The 25208-nt window shown below is 53.7% G+C and carries 24 protein-coding genes; 18 read left to right on the top strand and 6 right to left on the bottom strand.

Annotated features, from left to right (window positions below):
- The first annotated feature begins 132 nt into the window (after window positions 1-132).
- The 15 genes from ispU (at window position 133) to tilS (ending at window position 18918) form a co-directional block, all read left to right on the top strand.
- A complete protein-coding gene (gene ispU / locus Y71_RS22300) occupies window positions 133-891 on the top strand; it encodes a (2E,6E)-farnesyl-diphosphate-specific ditrans,polycis-undecaprenyl-diphosphate synthase (protein WP_035886484.1) in 759 nt (252 codons plus the stop codon).
- 12 nt (window positions 892-903) lie between these two features.
- On the top strand, window positions 904-1761 hold the full coding sequence (gene cdsA, locus Y71_RS22295; protein WP_007373229.1) for a phosphatidate cytidylyltransferase: 858 nt from the start codon (window positions 904-906) through the stop codon (window positions 1759-1761).
- Window positions 1762-1772: 11 nt separating this feature from the next.
- Window positions 1773-3122 carry a sigma E protease regulator RseP gene (rseP, locus tag Y71_RS22290; protein ID WP_007373230.1) on the top strand — a complete coding sequence of 450 codons (1350 nt, stop codon included), beginning with the start codon at window positions 1773-1775 and terminating at the stop codon, window positions 3120-3122.
- 31 nt (window positions 3123-3153) lie between these two features.
- Window positions 3154-5568, top strand: coding sequence for an outer membrane protein assembly factor BamA (gene bamA, locus Y71_RS22285; protein WP_007373231.1), 2415 nt, complete (start codon window positions 3154-3156; stop codon window positions 5566-5568).
- A 117-nt stretch (window positions 5569-5685) separates the two neighbouring features.
- Window positions 5686-6180 carry a molecular chaperone Skp gene (gene skp, locus Y71_RS22280; protein ID WP_007373232.1) on the top strand — a complete coding sequence of 165 codons (495 nt, stop codon included), beginning with the start codon at window positions 5686-5688 and terminating at the stop codon, window positions 6178-6180.
- Between the two features lie 3 nt (window positions 6181-6183).
- A complete protein-coding gene (lpxD, locus tag Y71_RS22275) occupies window positions 6184-7212 on the top strand; it encodes a UDP-3-O-(3-hydroxymyristoyl)glucosamine N-acyltransferase (RefSeq protein ID WP_007373233.1) in 1029 nt (342 codons plus the stop codon).
- A gap of 171 nt (window positions 7213-7383) precedes the next feature.
- On the top strand, window positions 7384-7839 hold the full coding sequence (gene fabZ / locus Y71_RS22270) for a 3-hydroxyacyl-ACP dehydratase FabZ (protein WP_007373234.1): 456 nt from the start codon (window positions 7384-7386) through the stop codon (window positions 7837-7839).
- A gap of 3 nt (window positions 7840-7842) precedes the next feature.
- Window positions 7843-8631, top strand: coding sequence for an acyl-ACP--UDP-N-acetylglucosamine O-acyltransferase (gene lpxA / locus Y71_RS22265; protein WP_007373235.1), 789 nt, complete (start codon window positions 7843-7845; stop codon window positions 8629-8631).
- Complete coding sequence (gene lpxB / locus Y71_RS22260; protein ID WP_007373236.1) at window positions 8631-9779, top strand: lipid-A-disaccharide synthase; 1149 nt, start codon at window positions 8631-8633, stop codon at window positions 9777-9779. The genes lpxA and lpxB overlap by 1 nt, the downstream gene beginning before the upstream one ends.
- A complete protein-coding gene (rnhB, locus tag Y71_RS22255) occupies window positions 9776-10372 on the top strand; it encodes a ribonuclease HII (RefSeq protein ID WP_007373237.1) in 597 nt (198 codons plus the stop codon). The genes lpxB and rnhB overlap by 4 nt, the downstream gene beginning before the upstream one ends.
- Before the next feature lie 45 nt (window positions 10373-10417).
- Window positions 10418-13900: a DNA polymerase III subunit alpha gene (dnaE, locus tag Y71_RS22250; RefSeq protein WP_035943167.1), complete on the top strand. Its 3483-nt coding sequence runs from the start codon at window positions 10418-10420 to the stop codon at window positions 13898-13900.
- 12 nt (window positions 13901-13912) lie between these two features.
- Window positions 13913-14872, top strand: coding sequence for an acetyl-CoA carboxylase carboxyl transferase subunit alpha (accA, locus tag Y71_RS22245; protein WP_007373239.1), 960 nt, complete (start codon window positions 13913-13915; stop codon window positions 14870-14872).
- A 100-nt stretch (window positions 14873-14972) separates the two neighbouring features.
- Complete coding sequence (locus Y71_RS22240) at window positions 14973-17111, top strand: lysine decarboxylase LdcC (RefSeq protein ID WP_007373240.1); 2139 nt, start codon at window positions 14973-14975, stop codon at window positions 17109-17111.
- Between the two features lie 58 nt (window positions 17112-17169).
- Window positions 17170-17559, top strand: a complete 390-nt coding sequence (locus Y71_RS22235; protein WP_007373241.1) for a VOC family protein — start codon at window positions 17170-17172, stop codon at window positions 17557-17559.
- Between the two features lie 63 nt (window positions 17560-17622).
- Window positions 17623-18918 (top strand): tRNA lysidine(34) synthetase TilS, encoded by a 1296-nt coding sequence (tilS, locus tag Y71_RS22230; protein ID WP_007373242.1) that lies wholly within the window; start codon window positions 17623-17625, stop codon window positions 18916-18918.
- 27 nt (window positions 18919-18945) lie between these two features.
- Here the strand turns inward: tilS and rof are convergent, their stop codons facing one another.
- Together rof and Y71_RS22220 are read right to left on the bottom strand one after the other, a co-directional pair.
- Window positions 18946-19206 carry a Rho-binding antiterminator gene (gene rof / locus Y71_RS22225; protein WP_007373243.1) on the bottom strand — a complete coding sequence of 87 codons (261 nt, stop codon included), beginning with the start codon at window positions 19204-19206 and terminating at the stop codon, window positions 18946-18948.
- Window positions 19193-19393: a YaeP family protein gene (locus tag Y71_RS22220; RefSeq protein WP_007373244.1), complete on the bottom strand. Its 201-nt coding sequence runs from the start codon at window positions 19391-19393 to the stop codon at window positions 19193-19195. Before Y71_RS22220 ends, rof begins: the two co-directional genes overlap by 14 nt.
- A 195-nt stretch (window positions 19394-19588) precedes the next feature.
- Here Y71_RS22220 and Y71_RS22215 point away from each other — a divergent pair, with 195 nt between their 5' ends.
- The 3 genes from Y71_RS22215 to nlpE are packed head-to-tail and all read left to right on the top strand — an operon-like array spanning window position 19589 to window position 21284.
- Window positions 19589-20134, top strand: coding sequence for a YaeQ family protein (locus Y71_RS22215; RefSeq protein WP_007373245.1), 546 nt, complete (start codon window positions 19589-19591; stop codon window positions 20132-20134).
- Entirely contained in the window at window positions 20131-20553 is a 423-nt protein-coding gene (arfB, locus tag Y71_RS22210; RefSeq protein ID WP_007373246.1) for an alternative ribosome rescue aminoacyl-tRNA hydrolase ArfB, read from the top strand. Before Y71_RS22215 ends, arfB begins: the two co-directional genes overlap by 4 nt.
- Window positions 20554-20588: 35 nt before the next feature.
- Entirely contained in the window at window positions 20589-21284 is a 696-nt protein-coding gene (gene nlpE / locus Y71_RS22205) for an envelope stress response activation lipoprotein NlpE (RefSeq protein ID WP_007373247.1), read from the top strand.
- A 48-nt stretch (window positions 21285-21332) separates the two neighbouring features.
- Here nlpE and proS read toward each other — a convergent pair whose 3' ends face one another.
- The 4 genes from proS to metQ form a co-directional block, all read right to left on the bottom strand.
- Window positions 21333-23051 (bottom strand): proline--tRNA ligase, encoded by a 1719-nt coding sequence (proS, locus tag Y71_RS22200; protein ID WP_007373248.1) that lies wholly within the window; start codon window positions 23049-23051, stop codon window positions 21333-21335.
- Between the two features lie 112 nt (window positions 23052-23163).
- Window positions 23164-23871, bottom strand: coding sequence for a tRNA (N6-threonylcarbamoyladenosine(37)-N6)-methyltransferase TrmO (gene tsaA, locus Y71_RS22195; protein ID WP_007373249.1), 708 nt, complete (start codon window positions 23869-23871; stop codon window positions 23164-23166).
- On the bottom strand, window positions 23868-24275 hold the full coding sequence (gene rcsF / locus Y71_RS22190) for an Rcs stress response system protein RcsF (RefSeq protein ID WP_035886474.1): 408 nt from the start codon (window positions 24273-24275) through the stop codon (window positions 23868-23870). Before rcsF ends, tsaA begins: the two co-directional genes overlap by 4 nt.
- A 108-nt stretch (window positions 24276-24383) precedes the next feature.
- Window positions 24384-25199, bottom strand: a complete 816-nt coding sequence (gene metQ, locus Y71_RS22185) for a methionine ABC transporter substrate-binding lipoprotein MetQ (RefSeq protein WP_007373252.1) — start codon at window positions 25197-25199, stop codon at window positions 24384-24386.
- Window positions 25200-25208 lie beyond the last annotated feature (9 nt).

Below are 25208 nucleotides of genomic sequence, written 5' to 3'. Positions count from 1 at the left end.
TATAGTCTGCGCCACAAAATTGCCAGTTTGTGATATGGCGGATTGTGTAAGCCGTGGTTTACGCGGCTTTTTTGCGTAAGGGCTTTGTATTCCTGAGTACCGCTAAATCCTTTTCAGGGACTAAAACGCGTTATGTTGTCAGTTAACCAACCGATAAGCGAAAATTTGCCAACACATGGCTGCCGCCATGTTGCGATAATCATGGATGGCAATGGTCGCTGGGCAAAAAGACAGGGGAAACTCCGCGCCTTTGGTCACAGAGCTGGAGCAAAGTCTGTTCGCCGCGCGGTCTCATTTGCCGCCAACAATGGTATCGATGCACTGACGCTTTATGCTTTTAGTAGTGAAAACTGGAATCGCCCGGCGCAGGAAGTTAGCGCGCTGATGGAGCTGTTTGTGTGGGCGCTGGATAGCGAAGTAAAAAGCCTGCACCGCCACAATGTGCGCTTGCGCATCATTGGTGATACCAGTCGTTTTAATATGCGTTTGCAGGAGCGTATCCGCAAAGCAGAAGCGTTGACCGCCCAGAATACCGGGCTGACGCTGAATATCGCAGCGAACTATGGTGGTCGCTGGGATATCGTTCAGGGAGTCCGGCAATTAGCCGTGCAAGTGCAGGAAGGGCTGTTACGCCCGGATCAAATTGATGAAGGAACGCTTAATAAGCAAGTCTGCATGCATGAGCTGGCTCCCGTTGATTTAGTGATTAGGACTGGTGGAGAACATCGCATAAGTAACTTTTTACTTTGGCAAATTGCCTATGCCGAACTTTACTTTACTGATGTTCTTTGGCCCGATTTTGATGAACAAGACTTTGAAGGTGCGCTGCATGCCTTTGCCAATCGAGAGCGTCGTTTCGGCGGCACCGAGCCTGGTGGCGAAAACGCCTGATGGGGGTAGCTTTTGCTGAAGTATCGCCTGATTTCTGCTTTTGTATTAATTCCCATAGTTATCGCAGCCCTTTTTTGGTTGCCGCTGGTGGGTTTTGCGATCGTTACGCTCGCTGTTTGTATGCTTGCTGCGTGGGAGTGGGGGCAACTAAGCGGTTTTTCGTCCCGTTCTCAGCGGGTTTGGCTGGCGGTATTGTGCGGGCTGCTGTTGGCGCTCATGTTGCTGCTGTTGCCGCAATATCACAATAATATCCATCAACCGCTGGTGGAACTCTCGCTTTGGGCCTCGCTGGCCTGGTGGGTGGGCGCGCTGTTGTTGGTATTGAGTTACCCGGCGTCTGCCGCGTTGTGGCGCAACTCCAGAGTTTTGCGTCTTGTGTTTGGCATATTAACGATTGTGCCTTTTTTTTGGGGCATGCTGGCACTGCGCGCCTGGCACTACAACGATAACCACTATGATGGCGCGCTGTGGTTACTGTATGTCATGATCCTCGTCTGGGGAGCTGATTCCGGCGCATACATGTTTGGTAAATTATTCGGCAAACATAAGCTGGCACCAAAAGTCTCTCCGGGAAAAACCTGGCAAGGTTTTCTCGGCGGCCTGCTGACTGCCGGGGTGATCTCCTGGGGTTACGGCGCTTGGGCGAATCTCGAGATAACACCATCTACTTTGCTGATTTGCTCTGTGGTGGCTGCACTGGCCTCCGTGCTGGGCGATTTAACCGAAAGTATGTTCAAGCGTGAAGCCGGTATTAAAGATAGTGGTCATCTTATTCCGGGTCATGGCGGTATACTGGATCGCATTGACAGCCTGACAGCGGCAGTACCCGTATTTGCCTGCCTGTTATTGCTGGTTTTCAGGACGATTTGACGGAAGGTTTTATGCTGAGCATTCTCTGGAATCTGGCGGCGTTCATAGTTGCGCTGGGTGTGTTGATCACCGTGCATGAATTTGGCCATTTCTGGGTTGCTCGTCGCTGTGGCGTACGGGTAGAGCGGTTTTCCATCGGCTTTGGCAAAGCGCTCTGTCGTCGTACAGACAAGCACGGGACCGAATTTGTGATTGCCCTGATTCCACTGGGTGGTTACGTCAAAATGCTGGATGAGCGCGTTGAACCGGTTGCTCCGGAAATGCGCCATTACGCCTTCAACAATAAAACGGTTGGCCAGCGCGCTGCCGTTATTGCCGCAGGTCCAATCGCTAATTTTATCTTTGCCATCTTCGCCTACTGGCTGGTGTTTATCATCGGTGTCCCCGGTGTTCGCCCGGTTGTTGGTGAAATAACACCCAACTCCATTGCCGCAAACGCGCAAATTGCACCCGGAATGGAACTTAAATCGATTGATGGCATCGAAACGCCTGATTGGGATGCTGTGCGCTTACAGTTGGTGTCAAAAATCGGCGATAGCCAGATGACGGTCAGCGTAGCGCCGTTCGGTAGCAACAATCGTCAGGAAAAGGTCGTGGATTTACGTCACTGGGCTTTTCAACCTGATAAAGACGATCCGGTAGCAGCGCTGGGTATTCGACCACGTGCTGCGCAGCTTGAGCCTATCCTCGCGGAGGTGCAGGTGGGGTCAGCGGCCAGTAAAGCAGGTTTGCAAGCTGGCGACAGGATCGTTAAAGTCGATGGTCAGCAGTTAACTCAGTGGATGACGTTCGTTACTCTGGTGCGGGATAATCCGGGAACGCCGTTAGCGTTGGAAGTAGAAAGACAGGGGGCTCCCTTGTCTTTAACACTGATACCGGATACAAAACCCGGTAGCAAAGCAGAGGGTTTCGCGGGCGTTGTGCCTAAAGTTATTCCGCTGCCAGATGAATATAAGACAGTACGCCAGTACGGGCCATTTAGCGCTATTGTTGAAGCCACAGATAAAACGTGGCAATTGATGAAGCTGACGGTCAGTATGTTGGGGAAATTGATCACCGGTGATGTAAAACTGAACAACCTCAGTGGGCCAATCTCAATTGCTCAGGGGGCTGGGATGTCAGCGGAGTTCGGGTTGATTTACTACCTGATGTTCCTCGCATTGATAAGCGTGAACTTAGGCATTATTAACCTGTTCCCATTACCCGTCCTTGATGGTGGGCATCTGCTGTTTTTGGCGATTGAGAAGCTGAAGGGCGGACCGGTATCCGAGCGAGTTCAAGACTTTAGTTATCGCATTGGCTCTATTTTGCTGGTGCTGTTAATGGGGCTTGCACTTTTCAATGATTTCTCTCGGTTGTAAGAGAGTTTGTTAGGAAGAACGCATAATAACGATGGCGATGAAAAAGTTGCTCATAGCGTCGCTGCTGTTTAGCAGCGCCACCGTATACGGTGCTGAAGGGTTCGTAGTGAAAGACATTCATTTCGAAGGCCTACAGCGTGTCGCCGTTGGTGCGGCCCTCCTCAGTATGCCAGTACGCCCTGGCGATACGGTGAATGATGAAGATATCAGTAACACCATTCGCGCGTTGTTTGCCACCGGCAACTTCGAGGATGTTCGCGTCCTGCGTGATGGTGATACCTTACTTGTCCAGGTGAAAGAACGCCCGACAATCGCCAGCATTACTTTCTCCGGTAACAAGTCGGTGAAAGATGACATGCTGAAACAGAACCTCGAAGCTTCTGGCGTGCGTGTGGGTGAATCACTGGACCGCACAACTCTGTCCGATATCGAAAAGGGGCTGGAAGATTTCTACTACAGCGTAGGTAAATACAGCGCCAGCGTTAAAGCTGTCGTGACCCCGCTGCCGCGCAACCGCGTTGACCTGAAACTGGTATTCCAGGAAGGCGTTTCCGCGCAAATCCAACAGATTAATATCGTCGGTAACCACGCATTTACCACCGAACAACTCATCTCCAGCTTCCAGCTGCGCGATGAAGTGCCATGGTGGAACGTGATTGGCGATCGCAAATACCAGAAACAGAAACTGGCTGGCGATCTGGAAAGTTTGCGCAGCTACTATTTGGATCGTGGTTATGCCCGCTTTAACATTGATTCGACTCAGGTTAGCCTGACGCCGGATAAAAAAGGCATCTACATTACCATCAACGTGACCGAGGGCGAGCAGTACAAGCTCTCCAGCGTGCAGGTGAGCGGTAACCTTGCTGGTCACTCCGCAGAGATAGAAAGCCTGACGAAGATCGAGCCGGGCGAGCTGTATAACGGCACCAAAGTAACCAAAATGGAAGATGATATTAAAAAGCTTCTTGGTCGCTATGGTTACGCTTATCCGCGCGTTCAGTCTCAACCTGAAATCAACGATACAGACAAAACCGTTAAGCTGCATATCAATGTGGATGCTGGCAACCGTTTTTATGTTCGCAAGATCCGCTTTGAAGGCAATGACACCTCAAAAGATGCCGTTCTGCGTCGCGAAATGCGCCAGATGGAAGGGGCGTGGTTGGGCAGCGATTTGGTCGATCAGGGTAAAGAGCGTCTGAACCGTCTGGGCTATTTCGAGACGGTAGATACCGAAACGCAGCGTGTTCCGGGCAGCCCGGATCAAGTTGATGTCGTCTATAAAGTGAAAGAGCGTAATACCGGTAGCTTCAACTTCGGTGTTGGCTATGGTACTGAGAGCGGCGTCAGCTTCCAGGTCGGCGTACAGCAGGATAACTGGTTAGGCACCGGCTACTCTGTGGGTATCAGTGGGACCAAAAACGACTACCAGACCTACTCTGAATTCTCCGTTACCAACCCGTACTTCACGGTTGACGGCGTTAGCCTCGGTGGTCGTATCTTCTATAACGACTTTAAAGCTGACGATGCAGACCTTTCTTCTTATACCAACAAGAGCTACGGTCTGGATGGTACCCTCGGGTTCCCGATCAACGAGTACAACACCTTGCGTGCAGGCTTAGGTTACGTTCATAACAGCCTGTCGAAAATGGAACCTCAGGTGGCGATGTGGCGTTATCTGGATTCCGTAGGTCAGAATGCCAGCACCACGAGTGATAACAACGGTTACTCGGCGGACGATTTCACCTTCAACTATGGTTGGACGTATAACAACCTCGACCGTGGGTACTTCCCGACGAAGGGCTCGCGCGTAAACCTGAACGGTAAAGTTACGGTTCCTGGCTCTGATAACGAGTTCTACAAAGTGACGGTGGATACCGCCTCCTATTTCCCGATTGACGCCGATCACAAATGGGTGATTCTGGGTCGTACTCGTTGGGGCTATGGTGACGGTTTAGGTGGCAAAGAGATGCCATTCTATGAGAACTTCTACGCCGGTGGTTCCAGCACTGTTCGTGGCTTCCAGTCCAACAACATCGGTCCGAAAGCCGTTTATTACGGTGGCAGTGGGTTGGATAACTGTAATACAACGACTTCGAAATACTGTAAGTCTGATGATGCAGTAGGTGGTAATGCCATGGGCGTGGCCAGCGTTGAGTTCATCACGCCGACGCCGTTTATCAGCGACAAATATGCTAACTCTGTACGTACCTCATTCTTCTGGGATGCTGGTAGCGTATGGGATACAAATTGGCAAAATACAGCAGAAATGAAGGCGCTGGGTATTCCGGATTATAGCGATCCGAGTAATATCCGCATGTCTGCTGGTATCGCATTACAATGGATGTCCCCATTGGGGCCGTTGGTATTCTCCTACGCCCAGCCGTTTAAAAAGTACGATGGAGACAAAGCGGAACAGTTCCAGTTTAACATTGGTAAAACCTGGTAATTCCGCACAGCAACGGAATGCATTCGCAGTGTAGTGATGGCTGAGGCTTTCAACCGGAAGCCCGGCCACGCAAAGAGCTGTACCTCCGGGTACAAACGGGATGGTAAGGAGTAAATTGTGAAAAAGTTGTTATTAGCGGCAGGTTTCGGTTTAGCAATGGCAGCGTCAGCGCAAGCCGCTGACAAGATTGCAATTGTTGATATGGGTAGCCTGTTGCAACAGGTTGCGCAGAGTTCCGGCGTTTCTCAGACGATGAAAAACGAATTCGGCGGTCGCGCAAGCGAACTGCAGAGCATGGAATCCGACCTGCAAGCCAAAGCTCAGCGTCTGCAACGTGATGGCTCTACCATGAAGGCGAGCGATCGCAGCAAGCTGGAAAAAGACATCGCGTCAGGTCGTCAGGCATTTGCTCAGAAAGCACAGGCTTTCGAGCAGGATCAAGCTCGTCGTTCTAACGAAGAACGTGGCAAGCTGGTGACTCGCATTCAGACTGCAGTGAAAAAAGTCGCTGCCGATCAGGGTGTTGATCTGGTTATTCCTTCCAACGCCGTTATTTACAACAGCAACGATGTAAAAGACATCACTGCTGATGTACTGAAACAGGTTAAATAAGTAATGCCTTCAATTCGACTGGCTGATTTAGCTCAGCAGTTGGATGCAGAATTACACGGTGATGGCGATATCGTCATCACCGGCGTTGCGTCCATGCAATCTGCCGAAGCAGGTCATATCACTTTCATGGTCAACCCCAAGTACCGTGAACACCTGACCGGATGTCAGGCGTCTGCTGTCGTTATGACGCAAGACGATCTTCCTTTTGCCAAAAGCGCAGCGCTGGTCGTAAAAAATCCGTACCTGACCTACGCGCGTATGGCCCAAATTCTTGATACCACGCCGCAGCCGGCGACCAGCATCGCGCCTGGCGCGGTGATTGACGCAACGGCCACTCTGGGTAGCAATGTAGCAATCGGCGCAAATGCGGTGATCGAATCCGGCGTTGTCCTGGGCGATAACGTTATTATCGGCGCGGGTTGCTTTGTTGGGAAAAAGACGAAAATTGGTGCGGGTTCGCGTTTGTGGGCAAATGTGACCGTTTACCACGAGATTGAGATCGGTGAAAATTGCCTGGTGCAATCAGGAACGGTGATCGGTTCTGATGGTTTCGGTTACGCCAACGATCGTGGAAATTGGGTTAAAATCCCGCAGCTTGGCCGCGTTATCATTGGCAACAATGTTGAGATTGGCGCCTGTACTACAATCGATCGCGGCGCGCTTGACGATACCCGCATTGGCAACGGCGTAATCATTGATAACCAGTGCCAGATTGCACATAACGTTGTGATTGGCGACAATACGGCGGTTGCCGGTGGCGTAATCATGGCGGGCAGCCTGAAAATTGGCCGCTATTGCATGATCGGCGGCGCCAGCGTAATCAATGGGCATATGGAAATTTGCGACAAGGTTACCGTAACGGGGATGGGGATGGTCATGCGTCCTATCACTGAGCCAGGAGTCTACTCCTCAGGTATCCCACTACAGCCAAATAAAGTGTGGCGAAAAACCGCAGCCCTGGTGATGAATATTGATGATATGAGCAAGCGCCTGAAAGCCGTCGAGCGCAAGGTTAATCAACAAGACGAATAATTCACCTGCATAACGCTTGTACACAGAAGCCTCCCGGCATCAGAGAAGCGACAAAACGCTTCTGCGACGAGAAGCCTAAAGTGTGTATACTTCCCGGCCTGTTGGCTTTCTGATGATTGCCGCGGGCCGTGTTATTATTGCCTTTTAGTATATTTAGACAGGAAGAGTATTTTGACTACTGACACTCATACTCTGCACATTGAAGAGATTCTGGAACTTCTGCCGCACCGTTACCCGTTCTTACTGGTAGACCGTGTGCTGGATTTTGAAGAAGGTCGTTTTCTGCGCGCAGTAAAAAATGTTTCGGTAAACGAGCCGTTTTTCCAGGGGCATTTCCCTGGCAAACCGATTTTCCCGGGCGTGCTGATTCTGGAAGCAATGGCGCAGGCTACCGGTATTCTGGCGTTTAAAAGCGTTGGTAAACTGGAACCGGGTGAGCTGTACTACTTCGCCGGTATCGACGAAGCGCGCTTTAAGCGTCCCGTTGTGCCTGGCGATCAGATGATCATGGAAGTCACTTTCGAGAAAACCCGTCGCGGCCTGACCCGCTTTAAAGGTGTTGCGCTGGTAGACGGTAAAGTTGTTTGTGAAGCTACTATGATGTGTGCACGTAGCCGGGAGGCCTGATACGTGATTGATAAAACCGCCTTTATTCATCCAACTGCTATTGTTGAAGACGGTGCCGTTATTGGTGCTAACGCTCACATTGGCCCGTTTTGTATTGTTGGCCCTCACGTTGAAATTGGTGAGGGTACGGTTCTGAAATCTCACGTTGTGGTTAATGGTCATACGACGATTGGCCGCGACAATGAGATCTATCAGTTCGCATCCATCGGCGAGGTTAACCAGGATCTGAAATATGCTGGCGAGCCGACTCGCGTGGAAATTGGCGATCGCAACCGCATCCGCGAAAGCGTCACCATCCACCGTGGCACAGTACAGGGCGGAGGGTTGACGAAGGTGGGCAGCGATAACCTGCTGATGATCAATGCGCATATTGCGCATGACTGTACCGTTGGCGATCGCTGCATTCTCGCAAATAACGCAACGTTGGCGGGGCACGTCTCCGTCGACGACTTTGCTATCATCGGCGGCATGACCGCAGTGCATCAGTTCTGCATTATCGGCGCGCACGTGATGGTTGGCGGCTGCTCCGGCGTGGCGCAGGATGTCCCGCCTTACGTGATTGCTCAGGGCAACCATGCCACACCGTTTGGTGTGAACATTGAAGGCCTGAAACGTCGCGGTTTCAGCAGAGAAGCGTTAGTGGCTATCCGCAATGCGTACAAACTGCTGTACCGCAGCGGTAAAACGCTGGAAGAGGCGAAACCGGAGATTGCCGAGCTTGCGGCGAAGCATCCGGAAGTTGATGCGTTTATGCAGTTCTTCGAACGCTCAACGCGCGGCCTGATTCGGTAATGATCGACAATCGTCCTCTTACGATAGCCCTCGTCGCCGGAGAAACCTCCGGCGATATTCTTGGTGCCGGTCTTATCCGCGCGCTGAGATCGCGTGTCCCCAATGCCCGCTTTGTCGGTGTTGCGGGGCCGCGTATGCAGGCTGAAGGGTGTGAAGCCTGGTATGAGATGGAAGAGCTTGCGGTGATGGGTATCGTTGAGGTACTTGGCCGTCTGCGCCGCCTGTTGCAGATCCGCGCTGATTTGACCCGTCGCTTTAGCGAGCTGCAACCGGATGTCTTTGTCGGTATCGATGCGCCGGATTTCAACATTACCCTCGAAGGCAATCTGAAAAAGCAGGGTATCAAAACCATCCATTATGTCAGTCCGTCCGTCTGGGCGTGGCGACAAAAACGCGTTTTCAAAATTGGCAGAGCCACCGACCTGGTGCTCGCATTTCTGCCTTTCGAAAAAGTGTTTTATGACAAATTTAACGTGCCGTGCCGTTTTATTGGCCATACCATGGCCGATGCGATGCCGCTGGATCCGGATAAAAGCGCAGCGCGCGATCATCTGGGGATTGCCCATGATGTGCACTGTCTGGTGTTACTGCCTGGCAGTCGTGGCGCTGAGGTGGAAATGCTGAGCGCCGATTTCCTGCGTACCGCGCAGTTGCTGCGTGAACGCTACCCCGATCTTGAAGTGGTGGTACCGCTGGTCAACGCCAAACGGCGCGAACAGTTTGAGCGGATTAAGACGGAAGTCGCTCCCGATCTGCCAGTGCATATGCTGGATGGTATGGCGCGCGAGGCAATGATCGCCGCCGATGCGGCCTTGCTGGCTTCCGGCACCGCCGCGCTGGAGTGCATGCTGGCGAAATGCCCGATGGTCGTGGGCTATCGCATGAAGCCATTCACATTCTGGCTGGCCAGGCGGCTGGTGAAAACGCCTTATGTTTCGCTGCCAAACCTGCTGGCCGGACGTGAACTGGTGAAAGAGTTGCTACAGAATGAGTGCCAGCCGCAGGCGCTGGCCGAAGCACTGGCGCCGCTGCTGGCTAATGGTAAAACCAGCCACGAAATGCATGACATTTTCCGCGAACTGCACCAGCAGATTCGCTGTAATGCCGATGAGCAGGCGGCTGACGCAGTACTGGAGTTAGCACAATGATGGAGTTTATTTATCCGCACGCGCATTTGGTTGCCGGTGTGGATGAGGTTGGGCGCGGGCCTTTAGTGGGTGCGGTCGTGACGGCGGCGGTGATCCTCGATCCGAAGCGTCCAATCATTGGCCTGAATGATTCGAAAAAACTCTCTGAAAAACGCCGTCTGGCGTTGAGTGAAGAGATCAAAGAGAAAGCGCTGTCCTGGAGTCTGGGGCGCGCCGAACCGCACGAAATTGACGAACTGAATATTCTGCATGCCACTATGCTGGCGATGCAGCGCGCAATTGCCGGGCTCTCTATCGTCCCGGAATTTGTACTGATTGATGGCAACCGTTGCCCAACTTTACCAATGCCTTCGCTGGCAGTCGTGAAAGGCGATAGCCGGGTGGCGGAAATCAGTGCGGCATCGATTATCGCAAAAGTCACGCGAGATGCCGAAATGGCTGAGCTTGATCTTCTTTTTCCGCAATATGGTTTTGCGCAACATAAAGGCTACCCAACGGCTTTCCATCTGGCGAAGCTGGCGGAACATGGCGCAACTGCGCATCACCGGCGCAGCTTTGCGCCGGTTAAACGCGCGCTGGACCTTGTGTCCTGACTCCTGACTCTTGTGAACGTGAAATAACCAGGCTGGGATCTGAAAATGGCTGAACCACGTTTCGTACACCTGCGGGTGCATAGCGACTACTCCATGATTGACGGGCTGGCGAAAACCGGGCCGCTGGTGAAAAAGGCGGCCGCGCTCGGCATGCCCGCGCTGGCGATCACCGATTTTACGAACCTCTGTGGTCTGGTGAAGTTCTACGGAACGGCGCACGGAGCCGGGATGAAACCGATCGTCGGCGCCGATCTGCACGTACAGAGCGATCTGTTAGGCGATGAACTGACACAGCTCACCGTCCTGGCGGCCAACAATACCGGTTACCAGAATCTGACATTGCTGATTTCGCGAGCCTACCAGCGTGGCTATGGCGCACTGGGGCCGTGGATCGATCGCGACTGGTTGCAGGAGCTCGGCGAAGGGTTGATCCTGCTCTCCGGCGGGCGCATGGGCGACGTGGGGAAAAGCCTGTTGCGTGGCAACAGTGTGCTGGTTGAACAGTGTCTCGATTTCTACAAAGAGCATTTTCCCGATCGCTACTACCTTGAGTTGATCCGCACGGGGCGTGCTGATGAAGAGCCCTACCTGCACGCAGCCGTACAACTGGCGGAAGAGCACGGTTTGCCGGTCGTGGCGACCAACGATGTGCGCTTTATTGATGCAGGCGACTTCGACGCGCATGAGATCCGTGTCGCCATCCACGACGGTTTCACTCTGGACGATCCCAAACGTCCGCGCAACTACTCCGCGCAGCAATATATGCGCAGCGAAGAGGAGATGTGCGAACTCTTCTCCGATATCCCGGAAGCGCTGGAAAACACCGTCGAAATCGCCAAACGCTGTAATGTGACCGTACGGCTTGGTGAATACTTCCTGCCGCAGTTCCCGACCGGTGATATGACCACTGAAGACTTCCTCGTGGAGAAATCGAAAGTGGGTCTCGAAGAACGCCTTGCGTTCCTCTTCCCGGATGAGCAAGTGCGTGCAGAGAAACGTCCGCCGTACGACGAGCGTCTTGATATCGAATTGCAAGTTATCAACCAGATGGGTTTCCCCGGTTACTTTCTGATCGTGATGGAATTTATCCAGTGGTCAAAAGATAATGGCGTGCCGGTAGGGCCGGGGCGTGGCTCGGGCGCTGGATCGCTGGTGGCTTATGCGCTGAAAATTACGGACCTTGATCCGCTGGAATTTGACCTGCTGTTCGAACGTTTCCTTAACCCGGAACGTGTATCGATGCCCGACTTCGACGTTGACTTCTGTATGGAGAAGCGCGACCAGGTGATCGAGCACGTGGCGGACATGTACGGGCGCGATGCGGTATCGCAGATCATCACCTTCGGAACCATGGCGGCGAAAGCGGTTATCCGCGATGTGGGTCGCGTACTGGGTCACCCGTACGGCTTTGTGGACCGCATCTCTAAACTGGTGCCGCCGGATCCGGGCATGACGCTGGCGAAAGCGTTCGAAGCCGAGCCGCAACTACCGGAAATCTACGAAGCAGACGAAGAAGTTAAAGCGCTAATCGACATGGCGCGCAAGCTGGAAGGTGTGACGCGAAACGCGGGTAAACACGCTGGTGGCGTGGTCATCGCACCCACCAAAATAACCGACTTTGCCCCGCTGTACTGTGATGAAGCCGGTCAGCACCCGGTCACTCAGTTTGATAAAAACGATGTTGAATATGCCGGGCTGGTGAAGTTTGACTTCCTGGGTTTGCGCACGCTGACTATCATCAACTGGGCGCTGGAGATGATCAACGCCCGGCGCGAGAAGAACGGCGAGCCGCCGCTCGATATCGCCGCTATTCCGCTGGATGACAAGAAAAGTTTCGACATGCTGCAACGCTCGGAGACCACTGCGGTGTTCCAGCTTGAATCCCGCGGCATGAAAGATTTAATTAAGCGCCTGCAACCCGACTGCTTCGAAGATATGATCGCGCTGGTGGCCCTGTTCCGTCCGGGGCCGTTGCAGTCAGGCATGGTAGATAACTTCATCGACCGTAAACACGGGCGCGAAGAGATCTCCTATCCCGATGTGCAGTGGCAGCATGAAAGCCTGAAACCGGTACTGGAGCCGACTTACGGCATTATCCTCTACCAGGAACAGGTGATGCAGATTGCCCAGGTGCTTTCGGGTTATACCCTTGGCGGCGCGGACATGCTGCGCCGTGCGATGGGTAAGAAAAAGCCGGAAGAGATGGCCAAGCAGCGCGGCACCTTCGAAGAGGGCGCGAAGAAAAATGGCATCGACGGCGAACTGGCGATGAAAATCTTTGACCTGGTAGAAAAATTCGCCGGGTACGGATTTAACAAATCGCACTCTGCCGCCTATGCTTTGGTCTCATACCAGACGCTGTGGTTGAAAGCGCACTATCCGGCCGAGTTTATGGCGGCGGTGATGACTGCCGATATGGACAACACCGAAAAAGTCGTTGGTCTGGTGGATGAGTGCTGGCGCATGGGGCTGAAAATCCTGCCGCCGGATATTAACTCCGGGTTGTACCATTTCCACGTCAACGATGACGGTGAAATTGTTTACGGTATCGGGGCGATTAAAGGCGTCGGTGAAGGTCCGATTGAGGCGATCATCGAAGCGCGTAATAACGGCGGTTACTTCCGCGAACTGTTTGATCTGTGCGCGCGCACCGACATTAAAAAGCTTAATCGCCGGGTGCTGGAAAAACTGATTATGTCCGGGGCGTTTGACCGCCTTGGGCCGCATCGAGCAGCGCTGATGAACTCGCTGGGCGATGCGCTTAAAGCCGCCGATCAGCATTCGAAAGCCGAGGCGATTGGCCAGGCCGATATGTTTGGCGTGCTGGCCGAAGAGCCAGAGCAGATAGAACAATCTTACGCCAGTTGCCAGCCGTGGCCGGAACAGGTGGTGCTGGAAGGTGAGCGTGAAACGTTAGGTCTCTACCTTACGGGTCACCCGATTAACCAATATTTGAAAGAAATTGAGCGCTATGTCGGAGGCTATCGGCTGAAAGACATGCATCCGACCGAACGTGGGAAGGTCACCACGGCGGCGGGGCTCGTCATTGCTGCGCGGGTTATGGTCACCAAGCGCGGCAATCGTATCGGCATCTGTACGTTAGATGACCGTTCCGGGCGTCTGGAAGTTATGTTATTCACTGATGCCCTGGATAAATACCAGCAACTGCTGGAAAAAGACCGCATACTTATTGTCAGCGGACAGGTCAGCTTTGATGACTTTAGCGGGGGACTTAAAATGACCGCCCGTGAAGTTATGGACATTGACGAAGCCCGGGAAAAATACGCCCGTGGGCTTGCTATCTCGCTGACGGACAGGCAAATTGATGACCAGCTTTTAAACCGACTCCGTCAGTCTCTGGAACCCCACCGTTCGGGAACCATTCCAGTACATCTCTACTATCAGAGGGCGGATGCGCGTGCGCGGTTACGTTTCGGCGCAACGTGGCGCGTCTCTCCGAGCGATCGTTTACTCAACGATCTGCGTGGCCTCATAGGTTCGGAGCAGGTGGAACTGGAGTTTGACTAATACAGGAATACTATGAGTCTGAATTTCCTTGATTTCGAACAGCCGATTGCTGAGCTGGAAGCGAAAATCGATTCTCTGACTGCCGTTGGCCGTCAGGATGAAAAACTGGATATAAATATCGACGAAGAAGTGCATCGTCTGCGCGAAAAAAGCGTAGAGTTGACGCGCAAAATTTTCGCCGATCTTGGTGCATGGCAGGTTGCCCAACTGGCGCGCCATCCACTGCGTCCTTACACCCTGGATTATGTCCGCCTGGCGTTTGATGAATTCGACGAACTGGCTGGCGATCGCGCTTATGCCGACGATAAAGCCATTGTTGGCGGTATCGCGCGTCTCGACGGTCGCCCGGTAATGATCATCGGCCACCAGAAAGGCCGCGAAACCAAAGAGAAAATCCGCCGTAACTTTGGTATGCCGGCACCGGAAGGTTATCGCAAAGCACTGCGCCTGATGGAAATGGCAGAACGTTTTAACATGCCGATTATCACCTTTATCGACACCCCTGGCGCTTACCCTGGCGTGGGTGCCGAAGAGCGTGGTCAGTCGGAAGCGATCGCCCGCAACCTGCGTGAAATGTCCCGCCTGAGCGTACCGGTGATCTGCACCGTGATCGGCGAAGGTGGCTCCGGCGGTGCGCTGGCGATTGGCGTGGGCGATAAAGTGAATATGCTGCAATACAGCACCTATTCTGTTATCTCGCCGGAAGGTTGTGCTTCTATTCTGTGGAAAAGCGCCGACAAAGCGCCGCTGGCCGCAGAAGCGATGGGCATCATCGCGCCGCGTCTGAAAGAACTGAAACTGATCGACTCGATCGTTCCGGAACCGCTGGGCGGCGCGCATCGCAACCCGGAAGCGATGGCCGCTTCGCTGAAAGCGCAACTGCTGGCCGATCTCGCCGATCTGGATGTGCTGAGCAAAGACGATCTGCGTAACCGCCGTTACCAGCGTCTGATGAGCTACGGCTACGCCTGAGTTTCATTGCATTGATGAAAAGCCGCACCTCTGTGCGGCTTTTTTTATACCTGCGGTTTACCTCAACTATGCTTAGCTAAGGTTTTTAACGGAGGTAGCTGTGAATATTATTGCCATCATGGGACCCCATGGCGTTTTCTACAAAGATGAGCCAATCAAGGAGCTGGAACAGGCGCTACAGGCGCAAGGGTTTCATATTATCTGGCCCAGAAACAGCACCGACTTACTGAAGTTTATCGAGCATAACCCGCGTATTTGCGGCGTGATCTTTGACTGGGATGAGTACTCCCTCGATCTGTGCAGCGAGATTAATCAGCTAAATGAATACCTTCCGCTGTATGCGTTTATTAATACCCACTCCACCATGGATGTCAGCGCGCAGGATATGCGTATGGCGCTGTGGTTTTTCGAATACGCCCTGAGCGTGGCGGACGAGATTGCCTCGCGGATTGTCCAGTACACCAAAGAGTATCTGGAAAACATCACGCCCCCGTTTACCCGGGCGCTGTTCACCTATGTAAAAGAGGGAAAATATACCTTCTGCACGCCCGGGCATATGGCAGGGACGGCGTACCAGAAAAGCCCGGTAGGCTGCTTGTTTTATGATTTCTTCGGCGGCAATACGCTCAAAGCGGATGTTTCGATCTCTGTGACTGAGCTGGGATCGCTGCTGGATCATACCGGTCCGCATCTGGAGGCTGAAGAGTATATCGCCCGTACGTTTGGTGCCGAGCAGAGCTATATGGTGACCAACGGCACATCGACCTCCAACAAAATTGTCGGTATGTATGCCGCGCCAGCGGGCAGTACCCTGTTGATTGACCGTAACTGTCATAAATCGCTGGCGCATCTGTTGATGATGAGCGATGTCACGCCGCTGTGGCTGAAGCCGGGACGCAACGCACTGGGTATCCTGGGTGGCATACCGCGCCGCGAGTTTACCCATGCCAGCATCGAACAAAAAGTTGCAACCACGGCGGGGGCGCACTGGCCGGTACACGCGGTGATTACTAACTCCACGTATGATGGCCTGCTGTACAACACCGACTGGATTAAAAAAACGCTGGATGTACCCTCGATCCATTTCGATTCCGCCTGGGTGCCGTACACCAATTTTCACCCTATTTATGCCGGAAAAAGCGGCATGAGCGGCGAGCGGGTGCCGGGAAAAGTCTTCTTTGAAACGCAGTCGACGCACAAAATGTTGGCGGCATTCTCGCAGGCATCGTTGATTCATATTAAAGGTGAATATGATGAGGACACGTTTAACGAAGCCTTTATGATGCACACCACCACATCGCCGAGCTATCCGCTGGTGGCATCGATCGAAACGGCCGCAGCGATGCTGCGCGGAAACCCTGGTAAGCGCTTAATTAACCGCTCGGTTGAACGGGCGCTGCATTTTCGCAAAGAGGTGCAACGGCTGAAGGATGAAGCCGACGGCTGGTTCTTTGATATCTGGCAACCGGAAGAGATTGATGAAGCTGACTGCTGGCCGGTCGCACCGGGTGAAGCATGGCATGGTTTTCGCGATGCGGATGCCGACCATATGTTTCTCGACCCGGTCAAAGTGACCATCCTGACGCCCGGTATGGACGAGCAAGGGAACATGAGCGAGGAAGGGATCCCGGCGGCGCTTGTAGCGAAGTTCCTCGATGAACGTGGCGTGGTGGTGGAAAAAACCGGGCCGTATAACCTGCTGTTTCTGTTCAGTATCGGCATCGATAAAACCCGGGCAATGGGGTTGTTGCGTGGGCTGATGGAGTTCAAGCGTGCCTACGATCTTAATCTGCGGGTGAAGAACATGTTGCCGGATCTCTATGCTGAAGATCCTGATTTCTATCGCAATATGCGGATTCAGGATCTGGCGCAGGGGATCCATAAGCTTATTCGCCAGCATGATCTACCGCGTTTGATGTTGCAGGCTTTCGATGTGCTGCCGGATATGAAGTTGACGCCGCATCAGGCATGGCAGCGGCAGATCCAGGGCGAGGTGGAAACGGTAGAACTGGAAAAACTGATCGGACGGATCTCGGCCAATATGATCCTGCCTTATCCGCCTGGCGTACCGCTGGTGATGCCGGGTGAAATGATCACTGACGCCAGCCGCCCGGTGCTGGATTTCCTGCTGATGCTATGCGCGATTGGTCGCCACTATCCGGGCTTTGAAACCGATATTCACGGCGCAAAACGGGATGAAGAGGGCACTTACCGGGTACGAGTCCTAAAAGCCCGCTAATCTATTGCGGGCTGAAGTGGGCGGGGGTAACGTTCAGGCATTGAGAAAAGGAGAAACTATGCTGGGTTTAAAACAGGTACATCACATTGCGATCATCGCCACGGATTATGCTGCAAGCAAAGCGTTCTACTGCGATATCCTTGGTTTTACGCTACAAAGTGAAGTTTATCGCGAGGCGCGCGATTCGTGGAAAGGCGATCTGGCGCTGAACGGGCAGTATGTGATTGAGCTGTTCTCCTTTCCGTTTCCGCCTGCGCGTCCCAGCCGCCCGGAAGCGTGCGGCCTGCGCCATCTGGCGTTCAGCGTTGATGATATCGACCAGGCGGTGGCGCATCTGGAATCGCACGGCGTGAAGTGTGAAGCGATACGTGTTGATCCCTGCACCGATAAACGTTTCACCTTCTTTAACGATCCCGATGGCCTGCCGCTGGAGCTTTACCAGCAGTAATACTTGCCACACAACGCGATGCCCGGTAACGTGCCGGGCATCGCTTCCGTTTTGAAAACCACTATGACCACGCCACTTTTCGCGCCATTACCCACTGCATCACGCCAGTTTCTGGTAGCCTTCAGCGGCGGGCTGGATTCAACTGTGCTATTGCACCAAATGATGCTCTGGCGCGAGCAACAGCCCGATATCCGGTTACGGGCAATTCATATCCATCATGGGCTTAGTCCGTATGCGAATGCGTGGGTTGAGCATTGCCAGTCGCTTTGCGAACTCTGGCAGATCCCGCTAACGGTGCAATACGTGACGCTGGTCGATAATGGCGAGGGCATTGAAGCGCAGGCGCGGAAAGCGCGCTATCGGGCATTTCGTCAGGCGTTGAAGCCAGGCGAAGTGCTGCTTACCGCGCAGCATCTGGATGATCAGTGCGAAACCGTACTGCTGGCGCTTAAGCGCGGCAGTGGGCCAGCGGGGCTTGCCGCGATGCCGCAAAGTTTGCCCTTTGCCGGAACGCAGCTTATTCGTCCGCTGCTCAACTTTTCACGTGACACCCTGCATCAATGGGCGCAACTGCATGATTTGCGCTGGATTGAGGATGAAAGTAACGCTGATGTCCGTTTTGACCGCAACTTTTTGCGCCAGCAGGTGCTGCCGCTACTGACGGCGCGCTGGCCGCATTTCGCCGATGCCGTTGCGCGTAGCGCTGAGCTTTGTGGAGAGCAAGAGCAACTGCTGGATGAGCTACTGGCTGACGAACTGGCGGCGGCGACCACGGAGGAAGGGGCCCTGAACATTGCGGCTTTGCAGGTGCTGAGCGAAGTTCGCCGCAACGCCCTGTTACGCCGCTGGCTGGCGCAGCAGGGGGCGGCGATGCCGTCCCGCGCAATGCTTAACCGCTTGTGGTTTGAAGTGGCGCAGGCGCGTGACGATGCGGAGCCTTGCCTGCGGCTGGGTGAGTATGAAGTGCGTCGTTTTCAGGGCAATCTCTACTGGATTAAAACGCAGCCCAGCCAGCGTAATACGCAACTGAACTGGGCAATGCCTTTTGCGCCGCTGTTATTACCGGCCGGGATGGGGGAACTGTCGCTGATCGCTGGAGGGGAATTGCGGGCGCCAACTGCGGAAGAGAGGGTTTCTGTGCGTTTCCATGCATCCGGTTTGTTACATATCGCCGGCCGTCATGGCGGGCGTAAACTGAAAAAAATCTGGCAGGAGTTCGGCGTGGCTCCCTGGCGGCGCGACACCACGCCGCTGCTGTTTTATGGCGAAACGTTAATCGCAGCGGCGGGCGTGTTTGCTACGCAACAAGGGCTTAAAACGGCCGGACAGGAAGGCGTGAAGTTAGTGTGGAAAAAGTAGAGGGCAGCCTGCGCTGCCCGTTGAATGTCAGGACTCGCTCACCACAACGGTGCCGATTTCAGGATGGCTGAAGCTGGCAATTTTATCGAGACGCACTTCGCGTGAGACGCCTGCGACATCCACTACCAGATACTCCACATTTTTACGTGAGACTAAATCGTTGGCTTTGGCGCTGAGCACCTCGCCGTCTTTCAATTCCAGCGCCAATAAAAGATGATGCTGGCAGGCGAGTTCAAGATTGTCATAGTCATCACAGTTGATGGGTTGATAGGCATCATTCATTGACATAATCGCTCACCAGTAAGTTCGCGGCCGCATATGCCGCCTTTTCCCTGACCGACTCTGAAAGGGTGTCATCCGACGCCATTTCATTCAGCACTTTCAACACGCACCCCAGCGCATCCGGGATATACCCCAAATCTCCGCTGGCGATTTCCGCATACCGTTTGCGTACTAACTCACAATAATTGTTCACATCTCCTCCTGTCAGCTACCTGACTTTACTGTGAGATAACACTAAGCCTACGAAGATTAATACTGTTTAGCAAGGCGACTATAACATAGCTTATCCGCCATTATCAGCGTGATGGCGAATGATGCGCATAAGAGATAACAGCGCTTTGCCCCTGAATTAGCTACAATAGCGGCCATTTTATGCAGGAGTGGTGTTATGGCCTTAAAAGCGACTATTTATAAAGCGACGGTGAATGTTGCCGATCTGGATCGTAATCAGTTTTTAGATGCGACGCTGACGCTGGCCCGCCATCCTTCCGAAACCCAGGAGCGCATGATGTTGCGCCTGCTGGCGTGGATAAAATATGCCGATGAGCGGCTGCAATTCACCCGCGGCCTGAGCGCTGAAGATGAGCCGGAAGCCTGGCTGCGTAATGATTATCTGGGAATTGATTTGTGGATCGAGCTGGGGCTGCCGGACGAAAAACGGTTGAAGAAAGCCTGCACACAGGCGAAAGACGTGGCGTTATTTGCCTATAATTCCCGGGCGGCGCAGATCTGGTGGCAGCAAAATCAAAGCCGTTGCGCGAGCTTCGGCAACTTAAGCATCTGGTACCTGGATGATGAGCAACTGGCGGCGCTCAGCGCGTTTGCCAACGATCGCACCATGACGCTACAGGCTACCTTGCAGGATGGCGCCATCTGGCTTTCTGATGATACGCAGAATCGGGAAATCCACCTTGAAGCCTGGCAGCAGCCATGATTACGATCTCCCGCACTGTCTCCATTGCTGAGGATGAGCTGGAGATCACCGCTGTGCGGGCGCAGGGAGCGGGCGGCCAAAATGTGAATAAAAGTTCGACCGCTATCCACCTGCGTTTTGATATTCGGGCGTCAAGCCTGCCTGAGTATTATAAGGCGCGTTTACTGGAGGCTTCGCACCATCTGATTAGTAGCGATGGCTGGGTTGTGATAAAAGCGCAGGAATATCGCAGCCAGGAGATGAACCGCGAAGCGGCGATCGCGCGCCTGGTGGAATTGATCAAAGAATTGACCGCAGTGCAAAAGAGCCGTCGGGCAACGCGCCCGACCCGCGCATCGAAAGAGCGCCGGTTAACGGGCAAGGCGCAAAAGTCGTCGGTAAAAGCGCTGCGTGGGAAAGTCCGTCGACATGATGGCTGACGGGCAACAACAGACTTGTGCATAAGGAATCGAGTGTGAAAAAAGCGATTTTATCTCTGCTGGCCGGGGGGGCGCTGTTTGCCCTTTTCGGCTGTAACAATCGGGGTGACACCGAAATGGTGCAGCCGACGCAAGTTGAAGAGCTGAAACCGATGCAGCAGAGCTGGCGCGGCGTTTTACCCTGTGCCGATTGCGAAGGTATCGAAACGTCGCTGTTTCTGGAAAAGGATGGCAGTTGGGTGATGAACCAGCGCTACCAGGGCGGAAAAGGCCCGTCGGTATTTGCCTCTTATGGTAACTGGGCGCGCACGGCCGATAAACTGATCCTTACCGATACTCAGGGTGAAAAAACCTGGTTCCGTGCGAAAGGCGATGCGCTGGAGATGATGGATCGGGAAGGCAATCCGATTCATTCGCAACTGAACTACACGCTGCAACCGGTGAAAGCGTCGCTTCCGGCAACGCCGATGGCGATGCGCGGTATGTACCGATATATGGCTGATGCGGCAGTATTTACGGACTGTGCAACCGGGAAACAGGTCGCAGTGGCAAGTAATGCTCAGCTTGAGCGCGATTATGCAGCTGCGCGCGGTACTGAAAGCAAACCGATTCTGCTGGTGGTGGAAGGGCATTTTGCCTTTGAACCGAACCCGGATACCGGCGCGCCACAGAAAGTGCTGGTCATTAATAAGAAAGGGCAGTTTAGCGCCAATAAAGACTGTGATGATTAAGCCTCTGACACCATAAAAAAAGCCCCGCGAGCGGGGCTTTTTGTCGGCTTAGCCTTTAATAGCTTTCACCAGATAATCAAGGAGGTCGCCGGTTTTGATGAGCTGCTTCTCGCCGTTGCGACGATATTTGTATTCAATATCGTCGTTGTCGAGGTTGCGATCGCCGATCACCACCGTGTGCGGGATACCGATCAGTTCCATATCAGCAAACATCACGCCCGGACGCTCTTTACGGTCATCCATCAGCACTTCAATGCCCTGCGCGCGCAGTTCGGCGTAGAGTTTTTCCGCCAGTTCCTGCACACGGTAGGATTTGTGCATGTTCATCGGCAGCAGCGCAACCTGGAACGGTGCGATAGCGTCCGGCCAGATGATCCCGCGCTCGTCGTTGTTCTGCTCGATCGCCGCAGCCACCACGCGCGTTACACCGATACCGTAGCAGCCCATGGTCAGAATCTGGTTGCGGCCATCTTCACCCTGTACCGCCGCGTTCAGCGCCTGGGAGTACTTGGTGCCGAGCTGGAAAATATGACCCACTTCGATACCGCGTTTAATCAGCAGCGTACCTTTACCGTCCGGGCTTGGATCGCCAGCGACAACGTTACGGATATCCGCCACTTCCGGCGTCACGACATCGCGATCCCAGTTGATGCCGAAGTAGTGTTTACCGTCGATGTTCGCGCCCGCAGAGAAGTCGCTCATCGCGGCAACGGTACGGTCGATCACCACAGGAACTGGCATATTAACCGGGCCAAGGGAGCCAGGACCGGCATTGACCACGGCGCGAATTTCCGCTTCGGTGGCGAAAGTTAACGGTGTAGCAACCTGCGGCAGTTTTTCCGCTTTCACTTCGTTCAGCTCGTGATCGCCGCGAACCAGCAGCGCGACCAGCGGGTAGCTGCTGCCTTCAACGGCTTTCACCAGCAGCGTTTTTACCGTTTTCTCAATCGGCAGGTTGAACTGTTCAACCAGCTCGGCGATGGTTTTCGCGTTTGGCGTATCAACCAGCGTCATTTCCTGCGTGGCGGCGGCGCGCGGTTCTTTTGGTGCCAGCGCTTCAGCAAACTCGATGTTGGCGGCGAAATCGGAGGAGTCAGAGAAGATCACATCATCTTCACCGCTCTGCGCCAGCACCTGGAATTCATGGGATGCGCTACCGCCGATCGAGCCGGTATCGGCCTGTACAGCACGGAAATCCAGCCCCATACGGCTGAAGATTTTGCTGTAGGCGGCATACATTGCGTCATAGGTTTCCTGCAAGGATTCCTGAGAGGTATGGAAAGAGTAGGCATCTTTCATCAGGAATTCGCGGGAACGCATAACGCCAAAGCGTGGGCGCACTTCATCGCGGAACTTGGTCTGGATCTGGAAGAAGTTCAGCGGCAGCTGTTTGTAGGAGTTCAGCTCGTTACGGATCAGATCGGTAATGACTTCTTCGTGAGTCGGGCCGAGGACGAACGGGCGATCGCCGCGATCAACAAAACGCAGCAGTTCCGGGCCATACTGCTCCCAGCGGCCGCTTTCCTGCCACAGATCGGCTGGCTGCACCACTGGCATGGACACCTCAATCGCACCGGCGTTATTCATCTCTTCACGCACGATGTTTTCGACTTTTTTCAGGACGCGCAGACCGGTCGGCAGCCAGGTGTATAACCCGGAGGCCAGTTTGCGGATCATCCCGGCGCGCAGCATCAGCTGGTGGCTGATGACTTCGGCGTCGGCAGGCGTCTCCTTAAGAGTGGAGAGCAAGTATTGGCTAGTACGCATGTTGTTACGGTTCCATTTGGACAATCGGAACAGGCCCGAAATCAGGCCTGACACAAAAAAAGTGGTTTAGTTTATCAGCCTGGCAGAGATGCCAAAAGAGAGGGGAATAAAATTAGCGTGCTTCCAGCGCAAAGACTTCGAATCCTGTCGCCGTTACGCGCCAGCGCACATTAAAATCCAGCAGCCAGACGGCGTAAGTCTTCCCTTGTTCTTCCTCTTTTCGGTAGGCCGGACGCGGATCCTGCGCCAGCACTTCCAGCAAAAAGGCTTTGAAGTGGGGATAACGCTTTTCCAGCCCGCTAAGCTGCAACTCCACGTCGGATGTGAAGCTCACCGGGATATCGCCAACCGGCGCCTGCTGCGCGTAGCTGGCCTGCGCATCGGGTACGGCTTCGGCAAAAGGCAGATAAGGTTTGATATCCACAACCGGCGTGCCATCGACCAGATCCAGGCTACCGAGCTGTAAAATCACCTGATCTTTATGGCAGCGGATCCCTTTTAATTCGACCAGTGACATACCGATCGGATTGGGGCGAAACGTTGATCGTGTGGCGAACACGCCCATTCTTGCATTGCCCCCGAGCCGCGGCGGGCGCACGGTAGGACGCCATCCGCCTTCCATCGTTTGATGAAAAACGAAAAGCACCCACAAATGGCTGAACCCTTCGAGGCCGCGCACTGCATCGGGTTGATTATACGGAGGAAGCAAGTGAAGTTCGCCGCCGCCATGCTTCACCAGACCCGGCTGGCGCGGTACGGCAAACTTCTCTTTATACGGTGAACGGATAACACCTATTTGCCCGAAAGCAAAGGTACTCATTTTGCCGAAACGTCGAGTGCGGAACCCACACAGATGGCCTGGCGATAGCAGCCAGGAGTACCGCTGGTTACTTCGCAGCTATGCAACAGAACGGCATTGGCCCTGGCTTTTTTCGAGGCATTAATCTGCATGCGTTTGCGTGCGGTCGGGATGTTCGGCGGGGAGTCCTGGTTGCTTGCCTGACAGGATTCGCCGGTGACTTCACCCAGATCGCGGAACGGTTTACCCACTAAATCTTGTGCATCAGTGATGATGCGCACCGGGGCAGGGCGTGTCACTTTCGGTTTTACCGGCTCTGATTTTGGCGTCACTGCGCTACTTTGTACCGGTTCGACAGGGGATCTGCTTAGCAAGGAGCAGCCGCTCAACATGAGTGCTAATAAACAGATCGGTAAAGCACGCATAATCTTTCCTCAAAGTGATTTTCTTAACGCCGCTTATTGAATCAGGGACGTGTACAAATGACAAGGCGGGCTTTCGCCCGCCTTGAATGATATTACAGACAGAGGAGATTACCAGCCTTTCACCGCGCCGCCATTGAAGACTTTGTTCGCCGCTTCGTTCACTTCATCTGACTGGTAAGCCTGAACGAATTTTTTCACGTTTTCCGCGTCTTTGTTATCTTCACGGGCAACGATCAGGTTCACGTACGGAGAGTCTTTATCTTCAACGAAGATGCCGTCTTTTGCCGGAGTCAGGCCGATCTGGCTGGCATAAGTGGTGTTGATCACCGCCAGTGCAATCTGCGCGTCATCCAGAGAGCGCGGCAGTTGCGGTGCTTCCAGCTCAACAATCTTCAGGTTTTTCGGGTTTTCGGTGATATCCAGTACGGTCGGCATCAAGCCCACACCATCTTTCAGTTTGATCAAACCCTGTTTCTGCAACAGCAGCAGGGAACGACCGAGGTTAGTCGGATCGTTTGGTACGGCGACCTGAGAACCATCCTGCAATTCAGACAGTGATTTGATTTTTTTGGAGTAGCCTGCAATTGGATAAACAAAAGTGTTGCCGACCGGAACCAGTTTGAAACCGCGATCTTTAATCTGCTGATCGAGGTACGGTTTGTGCTGGAAGGCGTTAGCATCGATATCGCCTTTGCTCAGCGCTTCGTTTGGCAGCACGTAGTCGTTAAAAGTCACCAGCTCAACGTCGAGGCCATATTTCTCTTTCGCAACTTTCTGTGCGACTTCGGCAACCTGCTGTTCAGCACCAACAATCACACCGACTTTAATGTGATTCGGATCCTTTTCATCCTGGCCGCATCCGACCAGCGCCAGAGAACCAAGCAGAGCACCTACGGCTGCAAAGGTCTTGAATTTAAAAGCCATGTTATTTCC

Origin of the sequence: Kosakonia radicincitans DSM 16656 (genome assembly GCF_000280495.2) — a bacterium.
In the GTDB taxonomy this organism is placed as follows: domain Bacteria; phylum Pseudomonadota; class Gammaproteobacteria; order Enterobacterales; family Enterobacteriaceae; genus Kosakonia; species Kosakonia radicincitans.
Note: the sequence above shows the minus strand (reverse complement) of the source record. Positions and strands in the feature narration are given on the sequence as shown.